A 22,544-nucleotide genomic window follows, 5' to 3' on the forward strand; every position below is an offset into this window, starting at 1 on the left:
AGCTTCTTTTTTTAATTCCATTAATCCTCTACTACTAATTGCTTTTCAAATCTGGATATATCTTTATCTGCCCCAATAACTATAAGAATATCTTCTCGATGAAGAATTTGATCTGCCATAGGCGAAACATTAATGCCATTCTCATTCGCTTCTTTAATAGCTACCACGTTACAACCGAATTGTGCACGAATATCTAGTTTTAGAAGCGTCCTACCATGCATTTTTTCACCAGCTTTTACCTCCACAATACTGTGATCATCTGATAATTCTAAATGATCCAATATATTCGTTGAAATGATACTATGGGCGATTCTTTTTCCCATATCTCGCTCTGGATGAACGACTTGATCAGCACCTATTTTATTTAAAACTTTCTCATGATAATCATTCTGAGCTTTTACAGTGATTTTGTTTATTCCAAGCTCTTTAAGCATTAATGTAGTCAAAATACTTGCTTGAATATTATCACCAATTGCAACAATTACATGGTCAATATTTCTTATCCCAAGTTCTTTTAGGACATTTTCATCCGTTGTATCTGCGATCACTGCATGCGCTGCAATATTTTTAAATTCGTTTACTTTGTCTTCATGTATATCTATTGCAAGTACATCCATTCCTTCTGCGCTTAACTCTCGACAGATACTACCGCCAAATCTTCCTAATCCAATTACAGCAAATTCTCTTTTCATTGCTACTCCTCCGTACTTCAGAATACTCTACATATTTTACCACAATTAATCTAAGCCTCCTATTGTATTATTAAATATTCTTCTACTTTCTTTGAATATTTAATATTACTAAAACAGGATTTGGCAGTAATATTAGCTAAATTAATATTTACTAACAAAAAAACTGATCAAAATGATCAGTTTTTTGTATTTATAAGGCATCTAACATTTGAAATTGTGATTTAACTAACTCGAAATATTCACCTTTTTTATCCATGAGTTCATCATGGTTACCTTGCTCTAAAATACGTCCGTGTTCTAAAACGATAATATTATCCGCTTCACGTATCGTAGAAAGGCGGTGAGCAATCATAATTGCAGTTCTACCTGCTAATAGCTTTTTCAATGCTTTTTGAATTTTCATTTCTGTTTCTGTATCAATACTTGCAGTTGCTTCGTCCAAAATTAAAATACGTGGATTAGCTAACAGAGCTCTAGCAAATGACAGTAATTGACGTTCTCCAGCTGAAAGAATATTCCCTCTCTCTTCCACCTCTGTTTCATAACCATTATTTAAACGGCGAATAAAATCATCAGCTCCAACTACTTTCGCAGCATCTTTGACCTCTTCATCCGTGGCATCAGGCCTTCCAAATCTAATGTTCTCCATTATGGTTCCAGAGAAGATAAAGGTATCCTGCAGGACAACGGAAATGTTGTGTCTTAAACTATCTAATCTCATATCTCTTAGATTATGACCATCCACTTTAACCTCACCGCTTGTTGGATCATAGAATCTACTGATAAGGTTAGCAATTGTAGACTTTCCTGAACCAGTATGACCGACTAATGCAACGGTTTGACCTTTCTTCATTTCTAAAGAAATTTCATGAAGTGCTACACGATTATTATCATATGAAAATTGCACTCGATCAAATTCAATGTGCCCTTGCATGTCTTGAAACTCTTTAGCATCTTTCTTTTCTTCTACATTAGGCTGTTCATCCAAAAATTCAAATATTCTTTCTGATGATGCCATCGCAACTAGAAGCTGATTATAGATCTGGCCTAGACGTGAAATTGGCTCCCAAAACATTCCTAAATAGAAAGCGAACAATACAAATGTTCCAATTTCAATGTTTCCAATTAAAATTAAGTGTGCACCATACGAAATCAGAATAACCGTACCGATCGCATTACTCATTTCAACAAATGGTCCAAAGTATGCACTCTTTTTCATTGCTAGTCTTTCTGTTTCATAATTATCTGTATTTACACCATTAAAGAATTCAGTGTTCTCTTTTTCTTGGGAAAAAGATTGCGTAATTCGAATGCCCTGCATGCTTTCGTTTAAATGAGAATTCAGTCGTGATTTTTGGATTCGTACATCTTGCCATGACCTTCTTATATTTCTTCTAAGTTTTATAGAAATAAAGAACATAATAGGTAAAATAACTAACACTGCAAGCGCTAATTGCGGACTAACAGCAAATAAAATGACTACGATACCTACTAACATGACAATATCCATTAACAGATTTATTATTCCATTCGTGAAAAGCTCTTGCAATGAGTTAACATCGTTAAGAATTCTTACAAGAATAGATCCAGCTGACCTTTTATCAAAGAAATTATGTGATAGGCGTTGAATATGTGAAAAAAGTGATTTTCTTAAATCATAAATAACTTTTTGACCTAGGATATTAACCCATTTTATACGTAGGGTATTTCCAATAAAGTTCAAAATATACAATAAAGAAATCCCAATAACTAGATAAGTTAATAAAGTAAAGTCCTTATTTGCAATTGCTTGATCGATTACTACCTTACCAATTAAGATCGGCACTAGTAATCGAACCATTGTTGAAACAAACATGGCAATAATCGCACCTGGTAACAAAGTTTTTGCATATGGTTTAATATAATAGAGTAGCCGTAACATTTGCTTCCAATTAAAAGGCTTCTCAATTGCTGTATCTAATGGATAATAGAACCTTTTTAAATGCGGACTTTTCTTTTGTGCTTGCGCATTATTTCTTTGTTTTGACAACTTTTTTCCCTCCCTTACTTGCTGGCATTAAATATTGCTTCTTTATCCTGATATTGAATATCATAAATTCGTCTATACTGCCCTTTTTGATTTATTAATTGATCGTGGTTCCCTCTTTCCACAATCTCACCATCCTTTAAGACAAGGATTTCATCAGCATGTTTTAAAGAAGATATTCGATGGGCAATAATAAAAGTAGTTCTATTTTTCATTACTTCTTTTAAAGCTTTCTGAATTTGAAATTCTGTTTCCATATCAACAGCTGAGGTTGCATCATCTAACACCAATATACTTGGATCAATTAAAATAGCTCGAGCAATGGCAATTCGTTGTTTCTGACCACCCGATAACCCCATTCCTCTTTCACCAAGCATCGTATCATAGCCCTTTGGAAGTTCTAATATAAAATCATGGGCTTGTGCTCGTTTAGCTGCTGCAATGATCTCTTCCATACTTGCATCAGGATTACCATAAGCAATATTTTCTTTAATGGTTGTTGAAAACAAGAAAGATTCTTGTAAAACAAAGCCGATGTGCTTTCTCAACTTCTTCAAGTTGTATACACTACTTGGCTTACCATCAATTAAAACGTCCCCTTTTTCTGGTTCATAAAAACGAGTGATTAGCTGAGTGATACTCGTTTTCCCGGAACCTGTTGGTCCAATCAAACCGATTACCTTACCCGGAGGAGCATCAAATGAAATATTCTTAAGTGCTGTATCATCATCTTCTGTATAAGTCAGCGTAACATCTCTAAAGGTGATATGACCTTCAATTCTTTCCGTATCAATTGGATCATCATCCTGATTAATTTCATCCGGAGCTTCCAAGATTTCTAAGAGTCTTTCACCTGAAGCTTTTGCTTGTGAAAACATATTTACAATGAAACCTAAATGCATAAGTGGTCCGAGAATATATGTCACAAGACTAAAAAAGGCTACCAACTCACCAAGCTGCATATCGCCTGAAATAACCAAATAACCACCATATATTAATAACGCAACCATACTTACATTTCCGATAAATTCCATGAAAGGGAAATACCTCGCCCATATATTAGATGTACGAATATTTACTTCCCGATAGTTAACATTATTTGTTGAAAATCGATCAATCTCAAAATCTTCCTTCGATAATGATTTTACAGTGTTCATTCCACTTACATTTTCTTGTATTCGTGTGTTTAATCTACCCAATGATTTTCTGATATCCCGAAATGCAGGGTGTACCTTTTTATCAAAACGATAGACCACTACTGCTAGAAATGGCATAACAGCCATGGTTACTAATGCTAGTGGCACGGAGTAGAAAAACATTACACTTAAACTAATGAACATCAAAAGTGTTACACGAATTAACTCCTTAAATCCAGCTGCAAGGAAAAATTTGAAACCTTCTACATCCATTGTTAGACGAGACATCAAATCTCCTGTTCGAGCATTGTCATAGTAAGTGAAAGAAAGCCTTTGCAATTTTTTGTATAAGCTATCTCTCAAGGTATATACCGACTTAACCCCAAAAACATCACCAAAGTATTGTTGGAAAAAGTTAGCGAATCCTTTTACAATCATGATCAAAATAAATCCAATAGATAGTAATGGAATAAGTTCATATTGTTCATCTAAAACTACATCATCTATGGTGATTTGTAGAATAATTGGATAAAGTACTGTAATCCCAGTTACTAACAATACAAATAAGATCGAACCAAAAAAATACTTCCTAAAAGGCCAATAAAACTCTTTTAATTTTTTAAAAGTTTCCACTTATAGCCACCCCCTGTTGTTTTTACGTAAGTATAAATATATCGGGTTCCGAAATAAATTTCCAGTTAAAAGCCTTCATTTTTGTTAAAAATTTTTTTTTTTTAAATGTGATTAAAAAAACCTTTCAGAAACAAAGGTTTTTCTATTTATTTTTATCATATTATCAGATAAATTCTAGGTATATCCTCTATTATATTCATACCATTTTTCAGCGAGGATCAAGATAATTGAAAAACAAACTCATTTGAAGGTGCAAAATACATCTAATGCATCAATTACATTTCATCTTAACTGTATATTTAATCTTGCTTTTCTATTTTTAACTTCATTAAAAGAATCACAGGCACCATGTTTTATATTTTCAGCCATGCATGAATTGCTTGTATTAATTTGTATTACTTGCTATATTCATTCTCGATCAATTATTCTATATTTACACAAAAAAAGGAGGAATTTGACGAATGAATATTTTTGAAGACGGATTTTCTATTAATATAGGAAATTTATTAGACCTTGTAGTTGGTGTTGGGCTAAAGATTTTGTTCTTAATTTTAGCGTTTGCTATATTAGCACCAATAGGTAGAAAGATCATTGTATCTACTTTACATAAAGCTACCTCGAAACAAAAAATATCTGAATCAAGAGTTACAACCCTAGAAAAATTACTACTTAATATTTTTTCTTATACACTGATTTTTCTTTTCATTGTCATGTTATTTGGCATATTTGATGTGCCCTTCGGACCGTTACTTGCTAGTGCTGGTGTGGTTGGCTTAGCAATTGGTTTTGGTGCACAAGGATTGGTAAGTGATATTGTTACTGGCTTCTTTATTTTGTTAGAAAAGCAAATTGAAGTCGGTGATTATGTTACAACAGGAGGATACAGTGGTATTGTCGAAGAGGTTGGTTTAAGAACCACTCAAATCAGAGGATTTGATGGAACTCTAAATTTCGTTCCTAATCGAGATGTTATGGGTGTAAGCAATCACTCTAGAGGAAATATGCGTGCATTAGTTGATATTGGAATCAGCTATGATGATAATATTGATCAAGCCATGCAGGTGTTACAAACAATTTGCGAGGAATTTCAGACAGATGCTCGTTTTATCGATGGTCCAGATGTCTTAGGTGTACAAGCCTTCGGTTCAAGTGAAATAGTACTACGTGTTTTAGGTAAAACAGAAAATATGGAACAGTGGGGCGCAGAGCGTGATATGAGAAAACGAATAAAAGAAGCATTCGATGCAAACGGTATTGAGATACCTTTCCCACATCAAGTTAACATTACAAAAAATAACTAAATTAAAAAAGAGCACTCGTTTTTTGGGAGTGCTCTTTCTTATATTAAAATTATTTAATTCTATTCTTCAAGTGCAGCTATCATTTTCTCACCTGCTGATATACCAACGTTAATTGCTTTTTCATCAGGATTTAGTTTACTGTGATGGAGACCGAATTCTGAATTAATTCCTAACCAAAACATCAGTCCAGGAATTTCCTTTAGAAAGTAACCAAAATCTTCTCCAGTCATCGCTTCTCTTGCCTCGACCCAATTCAAGTCACTACTATTTAGCGCATCTCTAAAGATATCTACATACTTCTTATCATTGCTAACCTGATAATAATTTGCTCCATAGTCAACTTGAATAGAACAATCGTAAATACTTTCAAACCCTTGCACCATATTCTGAAGCTCTTTTTTTACTTGAATCATAGTCTCAGGTTGCAACGTCCTTATCGTACCTTCTATTCTAGCTTCTTCAGCAATTACATTTTGCACCGTTCCACCAGTGATTTTACCAATCGTTACAACCGCACTATCTAAAGGGTTAACTTTTCTCGAAACAATTTGTTGTAGCTGCGTAACAAAAGCACTTGCCGCTACAATCATATCCTTTGTCAAATGAGGATATGCTGCATGTCCCCCTTTACCCTTGAAATCAATAAACAACTCACTTGTATTGGCGAAAAGAATACCCGGTTTACAAGATATACTACCAGTCGGTAGTTCTGGTGCTACATGTAATGCCAAAATAATATCGGGCTCATATAACTTGAAGACGTCAGATTCCAATAATGGTTTTGCACCACCTGGCCCCTCTTCAGCTGGTTGAAAAATAAACAATAAATTATTTTGAGGACGATTCTCTACCATTTTAGCTAGCAGTCCGAATGCAATGGTCATGTGAAAATCATGTCCACAAGCATGCATCTTTCCAGGATGATTAGAACTAAAGGGTAAATTAGTTTCTTCCTTAATAGGTAGACCATCAATGTCAGCTCTATATCCGATTGTTTTCTGAGGAGATTTCCCTTTTAGAAAAACCAATATTCCTGTTTTCCATGTTTCTACTATTAAATTAGTCTGATCTAATTTTTCAATTTCAGCTAAAAGGTATTTCTGTGTTTCAAATTCTTCAAATCCTAGTTCTGGGATTTGATGTAAAGCTCGACGAATATGAATAAGTTCTTCACTCTGCAACTTTTTCACCTACTTTAATAAAAAAATTTTAAATGACTTATGATCTTTTCTATCTAGTAATTACATTTTTAAGTCTGTAAATGTTTAAGCGTAAAACAAAGACAGGTCATTAACCTGTCTTTTGTCTCTTACTCTTCATCTAGTTTTCTTAAGGCTTGCATAATTTCAGTTTTTGATTTAGTTTGGTCATCAATTTCTTTAATAACCTTCGCTGGTGTTCCAGCCACAACTGTATTAGCAGGGACATCTTTCGTAACAATTGCTCCAGCTGCAACAACTGCTCCTTCTCCAACACGAACCCCTTCTAAAATAACAGCATTTGCACCAATTACAACCCCGTCTTCGATTACAACAGGACTTGCAGATGGTGGCTCAATTACGCCAGCAAGTACAGCTCCAGCTCCAACATGACAATTTTTACCTACCGTAGCTCTTCCACCTAGAGTAGCATTCATATCAATCATTGTTCCTTCACCTATTACAGAACCAATGTTTATCATGGCGCCCATCATAATTACTGCACCATCACCAATCTCTACTTGATCTCTAATTACCGCTCCAGGCTCAATGCGTGCATTAACTTCCTTTAAATCCAATGTAGGGATAGCAGAATTGCGACGATCATTTTCAATCACATAATCTTCAATATCTCCCTTATATGTATTTAACCAATTATTTACTTCTTTCCATTCTCCAAACAAAACGCCGTTATCATCATTAAAAAAAGTTTGGATTGAATCGTCAGCTTTAAGATTTTTTAAATTTTTTGCCTTCACATAAACTTTTACAGGTGTTGATTTTTTACTGTTAGAAATAAATGAGATAATCTCATTCGCATCCATCATTTTCATTTGTCATTCCTCCAAGTATGTTAGTTCGTCTTATAATGTATCAAAAATTGAATAGTAAAAACAAGTATTATTATAAACCAAAATGATCGTTATGCATCCTTATCCAAATACATGTGCTTATTAACCTGCTTTAATATTGCACGTCTTGTTAAGATACCTTCGAAGGAACCATTTTCATCTACGACGCATGCAAAAGCAAAATTAATAACTGTCTTCATGCAGGTAAGAAAATCAGTGTCCTTATGTAAGGAAGGGATATCGGTTCTCATGACTTCCTCCACTTTTCTTTGTGAAAGCAGCTCCATTTCAAACCTTTCAATTCCTAATACACTTTTTAAAATAGCCGTTTTACCAATGGTGCCACAAAAACGATAGCTCGGATCTAAAACCGGAACCGAGGAATATCCAGACTGAACAAGCACTAACAATGCGTGTTCAATAGGATTACCTAATTGGACGTGTGCTACTTTTTCAGCTGGTATCATTAATTCTGAAACTTTGATATTCTTTATATCCATGTTTTCAATACTTGCACTCGTCATCCTAACACTCCTCTCAATAAGTAGGATAAAGGAGCAAAACATAACACCTTTATTTTAACATAAACCATGAGTTAATGTGTATTAATTCCGTTCTAGTTATCTTATTAAGAATCGTGTTATACTAAAAAGATATTGCATTAGAAAGGTAATAATATAATGAATAGACGAACTTTTTTAAAGAAATTATCTCTCAGTATAATTGGTTTATTTGGGCTTAGTGGCGGAACCTATTACTACGCTCGAGAAATTGAACCGTCCATGCTAGCAATTAAAGAAACAAACATACACTCAAATAAAATCCCGAATTCGTTTGATGCTTTTAAATTACTACAATTCACAGATACACATTTAGGTTTTCACTATTCCTTAGATAACCTACAAGAGTTAGTAAATAAAATAATTGATATTGAACCAGATTGTATTGTGTTTACAGGTGATCTAGTAGATGATCCCGCCCTTTATAATTGGAGTGATGAACTGGTTGCCTTATTAAGTCAAATAGAGGCTCCAAAGGGAAAGTATTGGATTTATGGAAATCACGATCACGGTGGATACGGAACCGACATTGTGAAAGAGACTTTTGAACAAGCAAACTTTACCTTACTAAAAAACGAAGAAATTCTTTTAGAAAATGATCAAGATAGTATTAGATTAGTTGGAATTGACGACGCACTACTAGGAAGCCCCTCACTTGAAAATGCCTTATCAGATCAAAATGCCGATCTTTTTACGATTCTTTTGGCACATGAGCCTGATTTTGCGGATGAAGCAAAGCATTTTCCTATTGATGTTCAATTATCTGGACACAGCCATGGCGGACAAATTCAGGTTCCCTTTTTTGGACATATCTATACACCAGTTATGGCACAAAAATATGTAGAGGGTCATTACCAAATTGGTGAGCATCCTCTAAGTGTATACGTTAGTCGGGGGCTAGGAACGACAAGATTACCTTATAGATTCCTATGTCAACCTGAAATTAATGTTTATAATTTAAGACGTTCATAAGGTAATTACATTTCTTTCAATCAAAATTATAGTATCAGATCATTATCTTTGCTATGATTTAACATTAGTACGATATTAATAGTGTTGGAGTGAAAATAATGAAACATTTAAAGTGGGTAGTTTTAATCGCTACTCTTTTATTAGCGGCCTGCGGACCAAAATACGAAGGTGATTTTTCTTTTGAGGTTCAAGATTTTGAATACACGAATCAAGATGGTGAGTCTTTTAGCAATTCTGATTTAGAAGGAGATTTCTGGGTAGCGGACATGATTTTTACTAATTGTGATACAGTATGTCCTCCAATGACAGTTAATATGGCTCGATTACAAAAAAGTATAGATGAAGAAGGCTTAGAAAACGTTCAATTAGTATCGTTTTCAATAGATCCTGATAATGATACACCGGAAGCATTAAAAACGTTCGCAGAAGAACGCGGTGCAAATTTCGATAATTGGAATTTACTAACCGATTATTCATTTGATGAGATAAAAACATTTGCCTTAAAATCTTTTAAAGCCCCTGTTGACAAAATAGCTGATTCTGATCAAATGCTACACACGGTTTATTTCTATTTGGTTTCACCTGAGGGAAATGCTATAAAAAGATATGAAGGAACGAAGGCAGAGGCAATGGATGAGATAGTAAAAGACATAAAAGCGATGCAGTAAACTAATTAACAAAGAAGGTGATAGCATGAAAAACAGTACGTTAGGACAAGCACTTTTCATTGTCAACCGTCATGCTAAAACAGCAACTAATCCTAAAAAATTATATCAATTAAAGAAAACCGCCATAGAGAAGTTAATTCGTGAAAAGAAAGCGAAAAAAATAGGATTGCATTTTACAGATAATCCAAAGCATAGTGTGCAACACTCTACACTTTTGGTCGAAATTGATCACTATTATTTTCATGTTCCCCCTACAAAAGAAGATTTTAAAGAATTAAAACACCTAGGTTCCTTAGATAAAAATTATAGAAACCCTAAGGTTCATATGTCCCTTTCTAAATCCACTCAAATCCTTTGCAATTATTTAGGATGGTCATATGATACCTATTTTAATGAAGCTAAGAGAAAACGACCACAAGAAAACAGTAAATATGCGGTACCTACCTCTTCTCTGTCCCCCTTCTATCATAAAAGGAAAAAGTAAAAAGATATTCGGCCAAAAGCTATGAATATCTTTTTTTTGCGTGCGCATTTCCGCTTAAGATTAGATTCCATGCTCTATAAGTTGTTAAACAAAGTCCAAAGAAAAAGATAGCAAATAAAAATACAGCTAAGTTATCCTTGAACAATAAAATTCTTGCAAGAAAAATGGTCCAACTTGATACAAAAAGGAAACTTAATAAATGTGTCCATCTGAGTGCTATTAATAGTTGTATGACTGGAAATAATAATTTATAGAAAACAGTAATTAAAGTAAGACCTAACATAAAAATCAACATTTCTTTTGTTAAAAAAGGAATAAAGTTGACACCTTCACTTAACAATCTATTTAATATTTCAAGTTTCATAAAATACTCCTTTCTCCAATTACTTGGGTCAAGTAAATTTACTATGATAAAATTACTTTAACATTTATAATTTTAATCAAGAGATAAGATCTTTATACATAGGAATGTTTTTAAGGAGGATAATAATTTGAAAGATTTAATAAACAATCGTGTGGAAAAAATTGAAATATCGGGAATAAGAAAGTTCTTTAATATGGTCGCTGATTATGATGATGTGCTCTCACTTACAATCGGTCAACCAGATTTTCACACACCGACTCACATTAAAGAAGCAACCATTGCCGCTATAAATAATAATCAGACCACTTACACACACAACGCTGGTATTCTACCATTAAGAGAGGCTATTCATTCATTTCAAAAAAAGCACTATGATATTAATTACGATCCTGCTTCAGAAATCATCGTTACAGTAGGGGCCTCTCAAGCAATTGATATTAGTTTAAGAAGTATATTAAATGAGGCTGATGAGGTTATACTACCAGGACCTGTTTATCCTGGTTACGAGCCATTAATTAAGTTAGCTGGAGGCATCCCTGTTCATGTGGATACCCGAGATAATAATTTCAAATTAACCAAAAGTTTAATCGAAAAAGCAATAACAAATAAAACCAAATGTATTATTATGCCTTATCCTTCTAATCCAACTGGAGTGTCATTAACAAAGGATGAACTTAAAGAGATAGCTGCTTTAATAAAAGAAAATAATTTATTTTTAATTGCTGATGAGATCTACAGTGAGTTAACTTATCATAAAAAACATGTCTCTATTGGAATTTTCACAGAAATACGTGAACAAACGATTATCATCAATGGGTTATCAAAATCGCATTCCATGACTGGTTTTAGAATAGGATACTTACTTACTACAAATTGGCTATGTTCACATATATTAAAAGTACATCAATATAATGTTTCCTGTGCAAGTTCTGTAAGCCAATACGCTGCACTTGAAGCCCTTACTATTGGAGAAAATGATAGTTTATCGATGAAGGAAGAATATGTACGAAGAAGAGATTATGTATATGACCGCCTGCAAAAAATGGGGATAAAAACCATTTTACCTGATGGTGCCTTTTACTTTTTCATCCCTATAAAAAAAGAAGGACTCAATTCCTTTGAGATTGCGCTAGAGTTAGTTAAGACTCAAAAGTTAGCCCTTGTTCCAGGGGATGCGTTTTCCCAATATGGTGAAGGTTATTTAAGACTCTCTTATGCGTACAGTATGACAACACTACAAGAAGGAATGGATCGTTTAGAAAAATACTTAATAAAAAATGAGCCAACTCTTTTTTAAATAAAAAGAAGGCTCACTCCATTATTGATGATAGTTACTAATTAAACTGTTCTCGTATTTTAAACATCTATATCTTCATTTTTTTTACATGATTCATATTTATTTAGCAGTTGATCTAATTCTTGACTTAACATAACAGATTCATAGCTAGTTAAACCATTATGTTTTGCAACATATGTCATTTTCTCACGAAGCTCTTCTATTCGATCAACTAGCTGTTTATTATATAAACCCATTATGATAGTACCCCCTTAAACAACGGCTATAGCTCTTAAGATTCTAACCGTTATAAGCGATATTGATTATCTCAAAAAATACTATATATTGTAAAGTGAAACGCAATATTAGACAAAATGTATTTGAATTTAATTATATTTACCTATAATTTACGTGAAATTTCGACAAAAGAAGCAGAATTCATGCTATAATTATAGTAATAATTTTATTTACCATTTATATTAATAAAGTGAGGCAAGGTCTATGTACTATAAAAGAAATGAACCTTTTCGTTTTGTTTTTAATCAACCTTTATCCGGAGAATTAATCTTCCAGAATGAAAAGAAGCAAATATCTATTCATGACATTAGCTTAAATGGAATGAAAATTGAAATGACAGAAAAAGTTAATAGATTTGCCTCGGTCACACTTTCCTATTCAATTTTAAATAATTCATTTTCTCGTGAAGGTAAAATTGTTTGGATGAATGACTATGGGAGTTACGTTCAATGTGGTGTACAATTTGAAGAAGATGGAGATTATCAACAGCAATTAGTTGATACATTAAAAGAAATGGCAAAAAAACAAAAGGAAAGATAGGGAGTGTTTCAGTTGGTAAAACAAAAAAAGTTAAACTTACTAACCCTTATCAAATTTTTTCTAGTTACCTTCCTTTTATTTTACTTTTTATACCAAGCTCTTTTTCAAACTTCTGTAATTGAAGGAAAAAGCATGGACCCTACCTACGAACAGGGAGAATTAATTTTAGCTAACAAATGGGTATATATGTTTGATGATCCCAAACGTGGAGACGTTGTTATAATTGAGAAACCAACTAAACAATATATTAAACGAATAATAGCTTTACCTAACGAAACAGTAGAAGTTAGAAATCATACGCTTTATATAAATGGTGAGCCATATGCACAGCATTTTCTACCAATTGACGTGCAAAATTCAACCACTGATTTTGGTCCTATCGTTATTCCAAAAGACAGTTACTTTGTTATGGGAGATAATCGAATATACAGTAAAGATAGTCGTAATGGTTTGGGGTTTATTAGTCGAGATGAAATAATAGCCAAATCTTTGAAGTTCCCATGAAAATTTAACACCATAACCAAACCCTATTGAATTAGAAACTAACTTAAACTAGATACCCTTAGTGGTTGTATCTACTTTTTTAGTATGCTTATCAAATTGCACAAGATAACGAATGTATTGGTACTGCGATTCACTTCTTATATAAACACTAAAAAACGCCTTCTCATCAAAAAGAAGGCGTTTTTTCTATTTAGCACGATCAAAAATGCTAAAACCAATGAAAGTTATTAAAACAAGAAAACTAATTAAACCAAAAATTACATCAAACATGCATAAGCACCTCTTCATCTTAATGTTAATTATTATTATACCTTATTATTTCAATTTAACAACACTCTCATAGGATTGCAAATCATGATATACTAATATCATAAAGATGATGAAAGTGAGTGTTTCCTTTGCACTACTGCCCTTATTGTGGAAGTTTAGTAATAGAAGAAGAAAAATATTGTATGAAATGTGGCAAGGAGTTACCTAGTGATTTTGATGAGAGAGTTACATCAAGCAAATCAAAATGGAAATGGTGGAAGTATCCTATTATTATTTCGCTAGTTATTGCCTTATTTATAACCGTCTTATTTGTCAGAACACAGCAGCAAGAAAATGATGCCCAAGAACTATATCAACAAGCTGAAGAAATGGCCCTAATTGGAGATTATCAAACATCAAAAGAATATATAGAACAAGCACTCGATCATAAAAATAATTTTCCTACAGCAAAAGCAGTATTGGATTTTTTAAAAATTGCCATTGAAAGTAAAAATACGATTAATGATATTGACGCATTAGCTAAAAATCAAAATTATGAAGAAGCATTAGATAAACTAACTGCGATAGAAAATAATATTTCTGGTTTTAAAGGTGATCTAATTAATAAACTAAATACTACGGTGTCTGATTATAGAAATAATATTCTTTATCAACAAGCAGAACATAAATTAACCAATGACCTTTCCAAGGATGAGCTGAAAGAATTGTTGTGGGAAGTTGAAGAAATAACAGATGAAAAAGCCGAAGTAATAAAAGAAGCAATTCAAGAAAAAATTGTTGCGCATACTTCTAATCATGCAACAGAACTATTAAAAGAAAATCAATTTAATCAAGCTATGTTAGTTGTGGAAGATGGACTTATTTATGCGGAAGAGTCGGAACAACTACAAAGCTTAAAAACAACAGTGGAAAAAGAAAAGATAGCTTTTGAAACAGCTCAAGAAGAACGAATAGAACAAGCATTGACAATATACGAGCAAGAAGATGAAATTAATCGAAATCAAGCAGTAGAAGTATTAAACGTAAATGCTTCTGTATCGACCAATGAAATAACAGTCACAGGGGAAATAAAAAGTGTGGCAACAGTACCTATTAATTCCATTTTAGTAAGCTATCAATTAAAGAATAACGATACACAAATATTAGAAAATGACGTGTATGTATTCCCTGAGACCTTGTATCCAGATGAAAAAGGAAAATTTGAGTTTACACATTTTAATAAAGAGATAAAGAATAATGATTTAACAGCTGAAGTGACTAAGATCACTTGGTTTATTGATTAATTTGGGGGAACAACTGATGCTAAAAAAACATACACATATACCCATTGGTCTATCTATATTGCTTTTCATATCCGGCATAATATTGACGGTTCTATTATATAACAACTGGACATCAGAAGCCTTACATCAAACGAATTCATTAGCATCGGTCGCATCTGATGAAAATAGTCCGTTAGATTTAAAATCAATTATTGACCGCTCTCAAAATAGTGTCGTTCAAATAGAAACATCTAATAGTATGACAGAAAAAACTGGCGCAGGTTTCTTATATAATAATAAAGGCGATATTGTAACAAATGCTCATGTTTTAGAGGACGCGGAGCAGATTTTTGTCACGTTACATAACTCGCGTAGTTTTCCTGCAGCAATTGTAGGAATAGGAAAAGATCACGATGTAGCTGTTATCAGAGTGCCGCAATTAGCTGAAGAGCAGCCAATATCTATTGAAAATGAAATTTTTGCTGATATTGGAGACGAGGTAATTGCTATTGGAAGCCCTACTGGAATCCAAAATGCAGTATCTATCGGGCTAGTTGTGGGAACCGATCGAAATTTCTCCATAAATGATTACAGCTACACAGATGTCTATCAAATCTCTGCAAACATAACACACGGAAATAGCGGTGGCCCATTAATTGATAGAGAGTCGGGTAAAGTAATTGCAATAAATGCTGCGGGTATTAGTGACAGTGATGTCGGATTTAGTATTCCTATGCCCTCTGTAAAAAAACAGATTGATACGTGGATCGAAGAAGTAGATGAATCTGAATTAGTATACCTTACACCTATTGACCAACAGTTAAATGAAGATCAAATTATAGAAGACGCCACTAATTTGGTTGAAGTTTTTTTTCAGAATATTGCTGCTAGAGAATACATTAATGCTTATACATTGCTTGGAAGCAGTGAGCAAGAGGACCTTCGTTATCAAGACTTTAGAGATGATTTTATTCATGTTAGCGATATGGAAATATCCAATATCAGTTCTGAGTACAGTAATGGTGAGGTTGAAATTAAAGTGATCGTTGATGTTACTTTAAGAAATGATGCGACCAATGAAATTAATGAGAATTGGAATTATCAATTAATAGTAGCGAGTGAAAATGATCAGTTGAAAATATTAAACTATGATGATTAAACATTTATACTATTTTGAGAGTAAGGTGAGCCAATTTGAAATGGAGTATGTTAATCTTATTGTTCATTATTCTTGTAGGATGTGAAGAGAATGAACCAGCAATAACTAAAATAGAAGAACCACCTGCAGAAGAATCTACTATTGAAGAAGTGCCAGAAGTAACGTTTACTGAGGAAGATAAAATACTTGAGTTCCTAATTAATGATTCTGTTATTTCAATTGATGCAAATAAAATAGGTATCTTGAATGCCTATTTAAATACGGTAAAAAACACATCTATAGCTATCGAAAATATGGAGTTAAATCAAATAAGTCTTAACGATCAAAATGAAATTTACGTTTTAGAATTTTCCTGTTTTGAGAATAAATGCTCTTATTTATTATTAAATCAAGAAGTCAATCATGAATCTTATTTGTTGGATGACCTTACCAAATTAAATTCATTTATTGTCTCTCCAGATGGTGTGTATACGCTATTTACACTCCAGAATTCAAAAGAAACCTACTTTAAAATTTTTAATAATCAAACATGGTCAACCGTCCCATTTACTCAAAGTTTCTTTTTACAACCTTCAACTATAATCTCATCAAGTAAATGGTTGGACAATGAGACTGCTCAGTTAAACGTTCAATATACAAATGATGAAGAACTTCAGGCATTAGAGATGGAAAAGGAATTATTAATTAATCTTACGAACGAGGAGTAATTTATATGAATTCCACGATAGATACTATTTTAAATCACCGTTCCATTCGAAAGTTTAAAAATGAACCAATTAAACAAGGTGACCTTAACCTTATTTTAGAAGCTGCTACTAAAGGATCGACCTCGAGTTATATGATGGCGTATTCTATCATAAGTGTAACTGACCCTAGTATCAAGAAAGAACTTGCAGCAATAACCACTCAACCCTATGTTGAAAAAAATGGCCACTTATTTGTATTTTGTGCGGATTTAAACAGAAATTCTATTATGGCAACACCAGAAGAACTTAATCAAATGAAGGATAATCTCGAAAACACAGAACATCTTTTGGTAGCTACAATTGATGCAACCATATCTGCGCAAAACGCTGTAATCGCAGCAGAATCATTAGGAATTGGCATTTGTTATATCGGTAGTATTCGGAATAATATCTCTAAAGTAGACCGATTATTAAAATTACCAAAAAATGTTATCCCACTTTTCGGTTTAGTTCTAGGTTACCCCGATCATCATCCTGAGATAAAACCAAAATTACCAATTAAGGCACTTCATTTTTTTGATACATACTTGGATAATAAAGATATTTATCCCTCTATCATTGCTTTTGATAAGCAGTTGAATGACTATTATTCCAATAGAGCAAGTAATAATCGCCAGGACAATTGGTCAAACCAAATGACACGAAAGCTTATGTCGCCCACTAGAATGGATGTTACACAATTTGTAATGAGTAAGGGCTTTAGAAAAAAATAAGGACTGTAATTCAAAACCCATTGCTTCGCATTTATGCGTGGCAATGGGTTTTATTTAAAGACTAAACGACCTTCTGTTTCAATATCCACTCTTTCCTCTTCTATGAAAAATTGAGTGTGAACATATATCTTATGCTCCCCTTTATCTAACGAATCAAAATGAATAGGTTCTTGAGGATGGTAACTGAATCCCGGACGTAACGTTTTTGAGACAAAGCTTCCCGTAAAGGAGCCATTTGGCTGATCAATGGTTACCTGTGTTAAAGGTGTTCGATGCTCAATAATGACTTCTTCTTTTCCAGTATATTCAATGGATCGAAGAACCTGCATGCCCCCTTCATGTTTTTCAACTCGAATATGTATAATAAAATCCTCATAACTTTCACTTATTTTCACCGTGTTTTCTAATTCAGCTTTTGAATTTAGGCTTATCCACCAAAATCCACCAAGAATTAACAAAATAATTAATATTGCAGAAATATAAAGCTTCCTCATGCTGCTCTCACCCCTTCATCCTTCCATACTATATAGACGTTTAGAAACGCTAAAAGGTTTCAAATTTTATCCATTTTTTATTCTTTGAAATTTTGGGGTATAAAAATTTCACAAATACTTAGGATAAGAGTAAATATTTGTCGTTTGCACCTTAAACTGTTTCCCTCTTTATGCCTTACGTAAACGTTTCAATAAATAACAGAAGGATGGTTGATACATGAATAAAGGAATGGTTATTTTAATCGTAAGTGTTCTAAGTCTTCTCTTTGCATGTAATGCAGGAGAAAATAATGAAACCCAAACTAATACAGTGACTCCAATAAATATTGAAAAAGGTACAGACGATATTAACGGGACACTATCGAAACAGGCAACAGCAATTTTAAATAAAAAAAATGACTTTCTTTCTTCCTACAAAATACTGGAATCAGAAAACGAATTAATCATCGCTATTAAAGTTGATTTTTTCCAACAATTCACAGAACAAAAGATTGAAAAAAAGTTAGAAAAAGAGCTAAAGGAAAAGCTTCACACAAAAAAAATAAAGGTAAGCTCTGATGAAAAAATCTATATAGAAATATCCAAATTAGAGAATAATGAATTTACGAATACTGAGAAAAAGAAGAAATTCACGAAATTAAAAAAACTGATGAAGGATAACGCATAATATCAAGTTTATTAATAATTATTCATAACTCTCACAAAATTAGGGAGCTTTGACTATCTAAATTATCCTACATCTTCAACCAAAAAAGGAGATCACAATGGTTCAAACCCAAAATTCCTATAAAAACCTTGTTACAAAAAAAACAGATAATCCTCCAATTTTATTAAACTGTATGAAGGCATTTGTGGTTGGTGGATTTATTTGTGTTATTGGTCAAGCACTATCCTACTTCTATATGTATTTTTTTGATTTCACAGAGAAAACAGTTGGAAACCCTACCGTGGCTACCTTAATTTTTTTCACCATGTTACTTACAGGTTTTGGCTTTTACGACAGGATTGCTCAATTTGCTGGTGCTGGAACAGCAGTACCTGTTACAGGATTTGGCAATGCCGTGATTTCTGCAGCTATTGAGCATAGAACGGAAGGCTATGTCCAAGGTGTTGGGGGAAACATGTTTAAGCTTGCAGGTTCAGTAATCCTATTTGGTGTTTTTTCTGCTTTTGTACTTGCGCTTATTAAAACAATTTTAAATCTATGGGGGAATTAACGTGTTAAATGGAAATCAAACATGGATCTTCTCTAACAAACCAACGATAATATCCACCGGTGTTGTTGGAGGACCCTTTGAAAAAGCAGGAAAAATAAAGGCAGACTTTGATTATTTCTTCGATGATCAATGGTGTAATGAAACTTCCTTTGAAAAAGCACATACGGCACTTATTGAAAAAGCTTCTGACTTTGCTGTTTCAAAGGCCTCTATAGCACATTCAGACATTAATTTTTTCCTTCATGGCGATCTTATTAATCAAATTACGCCTTCTAGTTTCGCTGCTAAGAAGTTAAATATACCTTACTTGGGATTATTTAGCGCATGTGCTACTTCAATGGAAGGGTTAGCTATTGGAGCTATGCTTATTAATAGTGAAAGTGCTAACTACGTAATGACTGGTGCCGCTAGTCATAATTCTGCAGTGGAAAAGCAATTCCGCTATCCTACAGAGTATGGTAGTCAAAAACCGAATACTTCCCAGTGGACGGCTACTGGAGCAGGTCTAGCCATCCTTTCCAAAAACGGAAAAGGACCTAAAATTACATCTGCCACAATAGGAAAAGTTATAGATTATGACTTACACGATCCATTTCATATGGGAGCAGCGATGGCTCCTGCAGCAGCTGATACCATCTCTACACACTTAAAAGAACGAAATATAAAACCTTCTGATTACGATTTAATCATTACAGGAGATTTAGCGTATTACGGGAGAGAGTTGTGTTTATCATTGTTAGAAGAAATGAATATATCTATTCCACAAGAAAAATTTCTCGATTGTGGGCTTGAACTTTATTCCTCCTCTCAGCCAACGATGGCAGGAGGAAGTGGCTCAGCTTGCTCTGCTTTAGTTACTTACGGGCATTTTATAAATAAAATTAAAAATAAGGAATTAAACAAAATACTGGTGGTAGCTACTGGTGCTTTGCTCTCTCCTTTAACCGTTCAACAGAAACAATCTATTCCCTGCATTGCACATGCTGTATCTATCGAGAATGGAGAGGTTTAACATGGTATTTCTTTCAGCATTTATAATTGGTGGCCTCATATGTGTAATTGGCCAGTTATTAATGGATATCTATAAATTCACACCAGGGCATACATTAAGTATCTTAGTGGTAGCAGGTGCAGTTCTAGGATCAATCGGTTGGTATGATGCACTTATTGACTTTGCAGGTGCAGGTGCAACTGTTCCTATTACGAGCTTCGGTAATGCATTAGTGAATGGAGCACTAAATGAAGCCGATCAGCATGGCCTTATTGGCGTAGTAACTGGAATGTTTGAGGTAACAAGCTCAGGTATCTCTGCTGCTATCATATTTGGCATGATCGGCGCGCTTATCTTTAAAGCAAAAGGATGATTTATTGTACTTCAGTATATTTTGTAGTCATTTACTAAAGGATTTTAATCCTTACTTATTATTTAAAGAAACCCCCCAACTCACAAAAAAAAGAAGATCGCTTTAGAAAGGCGAACTTCTTTTTTTAACGTTTTTAAGAATTTGTCAATACTACTTTACCAAACTGTTTACTCTCTTTTAAATATTCAAAAGCATGTCTAGCCTCTTTCAGAGGAAAAACCGCTCCAATTTCCGGCTTAATATTGTATTCTTTAATAAATGCTAGCATTTGTGTGAGTTCTTCTTTACTTCCCATTGTTGAACCAAACATTTTGTATTGACCATAGAAAAAAGCTCTAAGATCAAATTGAAACGTATCTGCAGTAGATGAACCATAAGTAACAATCGTTCCACCTTTTTTTAATACATCTAAAGAACGAAGAAAGGTGTCCCCTCCTATCCCTTCTATGACAACGTCAATTCTTTCATGCTTCAACTCTTCCTTCCAATCTCCGTGTGTTGAAATAGCTTGTGAAGCACCTATTTTCTTCGCCAATTCTCTTTTCTCATTAGACCTTGAACTAGTAATAACTTTTGCACCAAGAGCAGACGCGAATTTAATAGCCAGCATATTAACACCGCCTCCAGCTCCCGGTATAAAAATGGTATCATTTTTCCTAATATTAGCTTTTGTAACGACTGCACGATAAGCGGTCAATCCAGCTAAAGCGATCACACCCGCTTCATTCCAGTCTAAATGTAATGGCTTTTTACTTACATTCTCTTCATTAGCAACAAAAATTTCAGAAAATGTACCATGTGATGGCATACCGAGAATTTCAAACTCATCTGGTGGGCTAGGAGTATTTTCTTTCCACCCAGTAAATGGGTCTATGATAACTTCATCCCCAACACTATATTCACTTACCTTCTCCCCCACTTCTATAATAACTCCAGCACCATCTGAACCTAGTATAAGTGGTTCTTTTGAAAACTTACGCCTAGTAGGGATATTTAAATCTCGATGATTTAGACCCGAACTTTTAACCCTGATTTTAACATCATGGGCTTCAAGCTCTGGTTCTTCCATTATACGATTTTTCAGTTCTTTACCTTCTAATACAAATGCTTGCACAATAATCCTCCTTCTCTAATCATCTTCCATCATGAATTTTCTTATTTTCAAGCACTGCACTTTTTAATCGTGCTTGCATATCTCCAATACCTTTTGACCCATCAAGCGGAAATTGGATACTTTTTGCTTGATGAAAAATAGACGAAATAATTGGTTGATACTTTTTCCCTGTAAGTACAACGATATTATCAAATCCCGTCAAATTTTTTTCTTCAATTTGTTCTTTTAACCTTTCGATAGAAATTGTTTTTTTTCCTTTTTGTCCAAAAGTTAAGTCATAGTTTTCAGGAACAATGTCGTGCGGTAACAAAAAGCCGTGTTTCGCTGATATTATTATCCAGTCATTAAAAAATTTCTTTGCGTACTGTTCTGCTAAACGATGAAAGGTTCCAATGTAAGCTTCTTCAGCAGAAACAGCTCCCTCTGATGGATACTTGTCCCATATTTTTTTCTTGCCACATGGAATGATACAAATTGCAGACACAGTATTTCCTTCTTTCTACTTTTAATATGTATAGCCTAATTATACTGGAGCAAAAAAAAGAAGCAAAATATATGAAGACATAAAATATTCAAAAAATAGTTCTTATTAAAATCTCTGAATAAAATCTTATAAAAACAACAATGTAATCGCTTACTGATTTTGCGCTTTTTTGCAAAAGTCAGAAAATTTATAAAAAGCGGTTGACCTACACCTAAAAT

General features: G+C 33.5%; 26 protein-coding genes. 15 read left to right on the forward strand and 11 right to left on the reverse strand.

Annotated features, from left to right (window positions below; genetic code table 11):
• Positions 1–20: 20 nt before the first annotated feature.
• From DFR57_RS06855 to DFR57_RS06865, 3 genes are all read right to left on the reverse strand, one after another.
• Positions 21–692: a potassium channel family protein gene (locus DFR57_RS06855; RefSeq protein ID WP_114352400.1), complete on the reverse strand. Its 672-nt coding sequence runs from the start codon at positions 690–692 to the stop codon at positions 21–23.
• A gap of 190 nt (positions 693–882) precedes the next feature.
• Entirely contained in the window at positions 883–2,613 is a 1,731-nt protein-coding gene (locus DFR57_RS06860) for an ABC transporter ATP-binding protein (RefSeq protein WP_245937419.1), read from the reverse strand.
• A gap of 122 nt (positions 2,614–2,735) precedes the next feature.
• Entirely contained in the window at positions 2,736–4,487 is a 1,752-nt protein-coding gene (locus tag DFR57_RS06865; RefSeq protein ID WP_114352402.1) for an ABC transporter ATP-binding protein, read from the reverse strand.
• Positions 4,488–4,948: 461 nt separating this feature from the next.
• On the opposite strand from DFR57_RS06865, the gene DFR57_RS06870 reads away from it, so the two are divergent.
• On the forward strand, positions 4,949–5,788 hold the full coding sequence (locus tag DFR57_RS06870) for a mechanosensitive ion channel family protein (RefSeq protein ID WP_114352403.1): 840 nt from the start codon (positions 4,949–4,951) through the stop codon (positions 5,786–5,788).
• Positions 5,789–5,847: 59 nt separating this feature from the next.
• Here DFR57_RS06870 and DFR57_RS06875 read toward each other — a convergent pair whose 3' ends face one another.
• From DFR57_RS06875 to cbpB, 3 genes are all read right to left on the reverse strand, one after another.
• On the reverse strand, positions 5,848–6,969 hold the full coding sequence (locus DFR57_RS06875) for an N-acetyldiaminopimelate deacetylase (RefSeq protein ID WP_114352404.1): 1,122 nt from the start codon (positions 6,967–6,969) through the stop codon (positions 5,848–5,850).
• Positions 6,970–7,097: 128 nt separating this feature from the next.
• Positions 7,098–7,820, reverse strand: coding sequence for a 2,3,4,5-tetrahydropyridine-2,6-dicarboxylate N-acetyltransferase (gene dapD / locus DFR57_RS06880; RefSeq protein WP_114352405.1), 723 nt, complete (start codon positions 7,818–7,820; stop codon positions 7,098–7,100).
• Positions 7,821–7,909: 89 nt separating this feature from the next.
• Entirely contained in the window at positions 7,910–8,362 is a 453-nt protein-coding gene (gene cbpB, locus DFR57_RS06885; RefSeq protein ID WP_114352406.1) for a cyclic-di-AMP-binding protein CbpB, read from the reverse strand.
• Positions 8,363–8,518: 156 nt separating this feature from the next.
• On the opposite strand from cbpB, the gene DFR57_RS06890 reads away from it, so the two are divergent.
• From DFR57_RS06890 to DFR57_RS06900, 3 genes are all read left to right on the forward strand, one after another.
• Positions 8,519–9,370 carry a metallophosphoesterase gene (locus DFR57_RS06890; RefSeq protein WP_114352407.1) on the forward strand — a complete coding sequence of 284 codons (852 nt, stop codon included), beginning with the start codon at positions 8,519–8,521 and terminating at the stop codon, positions 9,368–9,370.
• A gap of 98 nt (positions 9,371–9,468) precedes the next feature.
• Positions 9,469–10,038: an SCO family protein gene (locus DFR57_RS06895; RefSeq protein WP_114352408.1), complete on the forward strand. Its 570-nt coding sequence runs from the start codon at positions 9,469–9,471 to the stop codon at positions 10,036–10,038.
• A gap of 25 nt (positions 10,039–10,063) precedes the next feature.
• Positions 10,064–10,522, forward strand: a complete 459-nt coding sequence (locus DFR57_RS06900) for a YkyB family protein (RefSeq protein WP_114352409.1) — start codon at positions 10,064–10,066, stop codon at positions 10,520–10,522.
• 19 nt (positions 10,523–10,541) lie between these two features.
• On the opposite strand, the gene DFR57_RS06905 is transcribed toward DFR57_RS06900, so the two are convergent.
• Positions 10,542–10,886: a hypothetical protein gene (locus DFR57_RS06905; RefSeq protein ID WP_114352410.1), complete on the reverse strand. Its 345-nt coding sequence runs from the start codon at positions 10,884–10,886 to the stop codon at positions 10,542–10,544.
• 127 nt (positions 10,887–11,013) lie between these two features.
• Here DFR57_RS06905 and DFR57_RS06910 point away from each other — a divergent pair, with 127 nt between their 5' ends.
• Positions 11,014–12,183 (forward strand): aminotransferase A, encoded by a 1,170-nt coding sequence (locus DFR57_RS06910; protein WP_114352411.1) that lies wholly within the window; start codon positions 11,014–11,016, stop codon positions 12,181–12,183.
• Positions 12,184–12,242: 59 nt separating this feature from the next.
• Here DFR57_RS06910 and DFR57_RS06915 read toward each other — a convergent pair whose 3' ends face one another.
• Positions 12,243–12,419: an aspartyl-phosphate phosphatase Spo0E family protein gene (locus tag DFR57_RS06915; RefSeq protein ID WP_114352412.1), complete on the reverse strand. Its 177-nt coding sequence runs from the start codon at positions 12,417–12,419 to the stop codon at positions 12,243–12,245.
• A gap of 244 nt (positions 12,420–12,663) precedes the next feature.
• Between DFR57_RS06915 and DFR57_RS06920 the strand changes: the two genes are divergently transcribed.
• From DFR57_RS06920 to nfsA, 6 genes are all read left to right on the forward strand, one after another.
• Positions 12,664–12,999, forward strand: coding sequence for a PilZ domain-containing protein (locus DFR57_RS06920; RefSeq protein WP_114352413.1), 336 nt, complete (start codon positions 12,664–12,666; stop codon positions 12,997–12,999).
• Between the two features lie 12 nt (positions 13,000–13,011).
• Positions 13,012–13,503 (forward strand): signal peptidase I, encoded by a 492-nt coding sequence (lepB, locus tag DFR57_RS06925; protein WP_114352414.1) that lies wholly within the window; start codon positions 13,012–13,014, stop codon positions 13,501–13,503.
• Between the two features lie 389 nt (positions 13,504–13,892).
• Positions 13,893–15,056: a zinc ribbon domain-containing protein gene (locus DFR57_RS06930; protein ID WP_342768831.1), complete on the forward strand. Its 1,164-nt coding sequence runs from the start codon at positions 13,893–13,895 to the stop codon at positions 15,054–15,056.
• Positions 15,057–15,072: 16 nt separating this feature from the next.
• Positions 15,073–16,194 (forward strand): S1C family serine protease, encoded by a 1,122-nt coding sequence (locus tag DFR57_RS06935; protein ID WP_114352416.1) that lies wholly within the window; start codon positions 15,073–15,075, stop codon positions 16,192–16,194.
• A gap of 35 nt (positions 16,195–16,229) precedes the next feature.
• Entirely contained in the window at positions 16,230–16,901 is a 672-nt protein-coding gene (locus tag DFR57_RS06940) for a hypothetical protein (RefSeq protein ID WP_114352417.1), read from the forward strand.
• A gap of 5 nt (positions 16,902–16,906) precedes the next feature.
• On the forward strand, positions 16,907–17,653 hold the full coding sequence (gene nfsA, locus DFR57_RS06945; protein WP_114352418.1) for an oxygen-insensitive NADPH nitroreductase: 747 nt from the start codon (positions 16,907–16,909) through the stop codon (positions 17,651–17,653).
• A 50-nt stretch (positions 17,654–17,703) separates the two neighbouring features.
• Here the strand turns inward: nfsA and DFR57_RS06950 are convergent, their stop codons facing one another.
• Positions 17,704–18,147 (reverse strand): hypothetical protein, encoded by a 444-nt coding sequence (locus tag DFR57_RS06950; protein ID WP_114352419.1) that lies wholly within the window; start codon positions 18,145–18,147, stop codon positions 17,704–17,706.
• Positions 18,148–18,364: 217 nt separating this feature from the next.
• On the opposite strand from DFR57_RS06950, the gene DFR57_RS06955 reads away from it, so the two are divergent.
• From DFR57_RS06955 to spoVAE, 4 genes are all read left to right on the forward strand, one after another.
• The gene (locus DFR57_RS06955; RefSeq protein ID WP_114352420.1) at positions 18,365–18,814 is read left to right on the forward strand and encodes a hypothetical protein; all 450 of its coding nucleotides are present in this window, start codon (positions 18,365–18,367) and stop codon (positions 18,812–18,814) included.
• A gap of 97 nt (positions 18,815–18,911) precedes the next feature.
• Positions 18,912–19,364 (forward strand): stage V sporulation protein AC, encoded by a 453-nt coding sequence (gene spoVAC, locus DFR57_RS06960; protein WP_114352421.1) that lies wholly within the window; start codon positions 18,912–18,914, stop codon positions 19,362–19,364.
• A 1-nt stretch (position 19,365) separates the two neighbouring features.
• Positions 19,366–20,376 (forward strand): stage V sporulation protein AD, encoded by a 1,011-nt coding sequence (gene spoVAD / locus DFR57_RS06965; RefSeq protein ID WP_114352422.1) that lies wholly within the window; start codon positions 19,366–19,368, stop codon positions 20,374–20,376.
• A 1-nt stretch (position 20,377) separates the two neighbouring features.
• Entirely contained in the window at positions 20,378–20,728 is a 351-nt protein-coding gene (gene spoVAE, locus DFR57_RS06970; RefSeq protein WP_114352423.1) for a stage V sporulation protein AE, read from the forward strand.
• Positions 20,729–20,861: 133 nt separating this feature from the next.
• Here the strand turns inward: spoVAE and DFR57_RS06975 are convergent, their stop codons facing one another.
• Both DFR57_RS06975 and DFR57_RS06980 read right to left on the reverse strand, forming a co-directional pair.
• Positions 20,862–21,842 (reverse strand): quinone oxidoreductase family protein, encoded by a 981-nt coding sequence (locus tag DFR57_RS06975; protein WP_114352424.1) that lies wholly within the window; start codon positions 21,840–21,842, stop codon positions 20,862–20,864.
• A 19-nt stretch (positions 21,843–21,861) separates the two neighbouring features.
• The gene (locus DFR57_RS06980) at positions 21,862–22,326 is read right to left on the reverse strand and encodes a DUF6884 domain-containing protein (RefSeq protein WP_114352425.1); all 465 of its coding nucleotides are present in this window, start codon (positions 22,324–22,326) and stop codon (positions 21,862–21,864) included.
• Positions 22,327–22,544: the final 218 nt, after the last annotated feature.

This window comes from Saliterribacillus persicus (genome assembly GCF_003337485.1).
Classification (GTDB): Bacteria; Bacillota; Bacilli; order Bacillales; family Amphibacillaceae; genus Saliterribacillus; species Saliterribacillus persicus.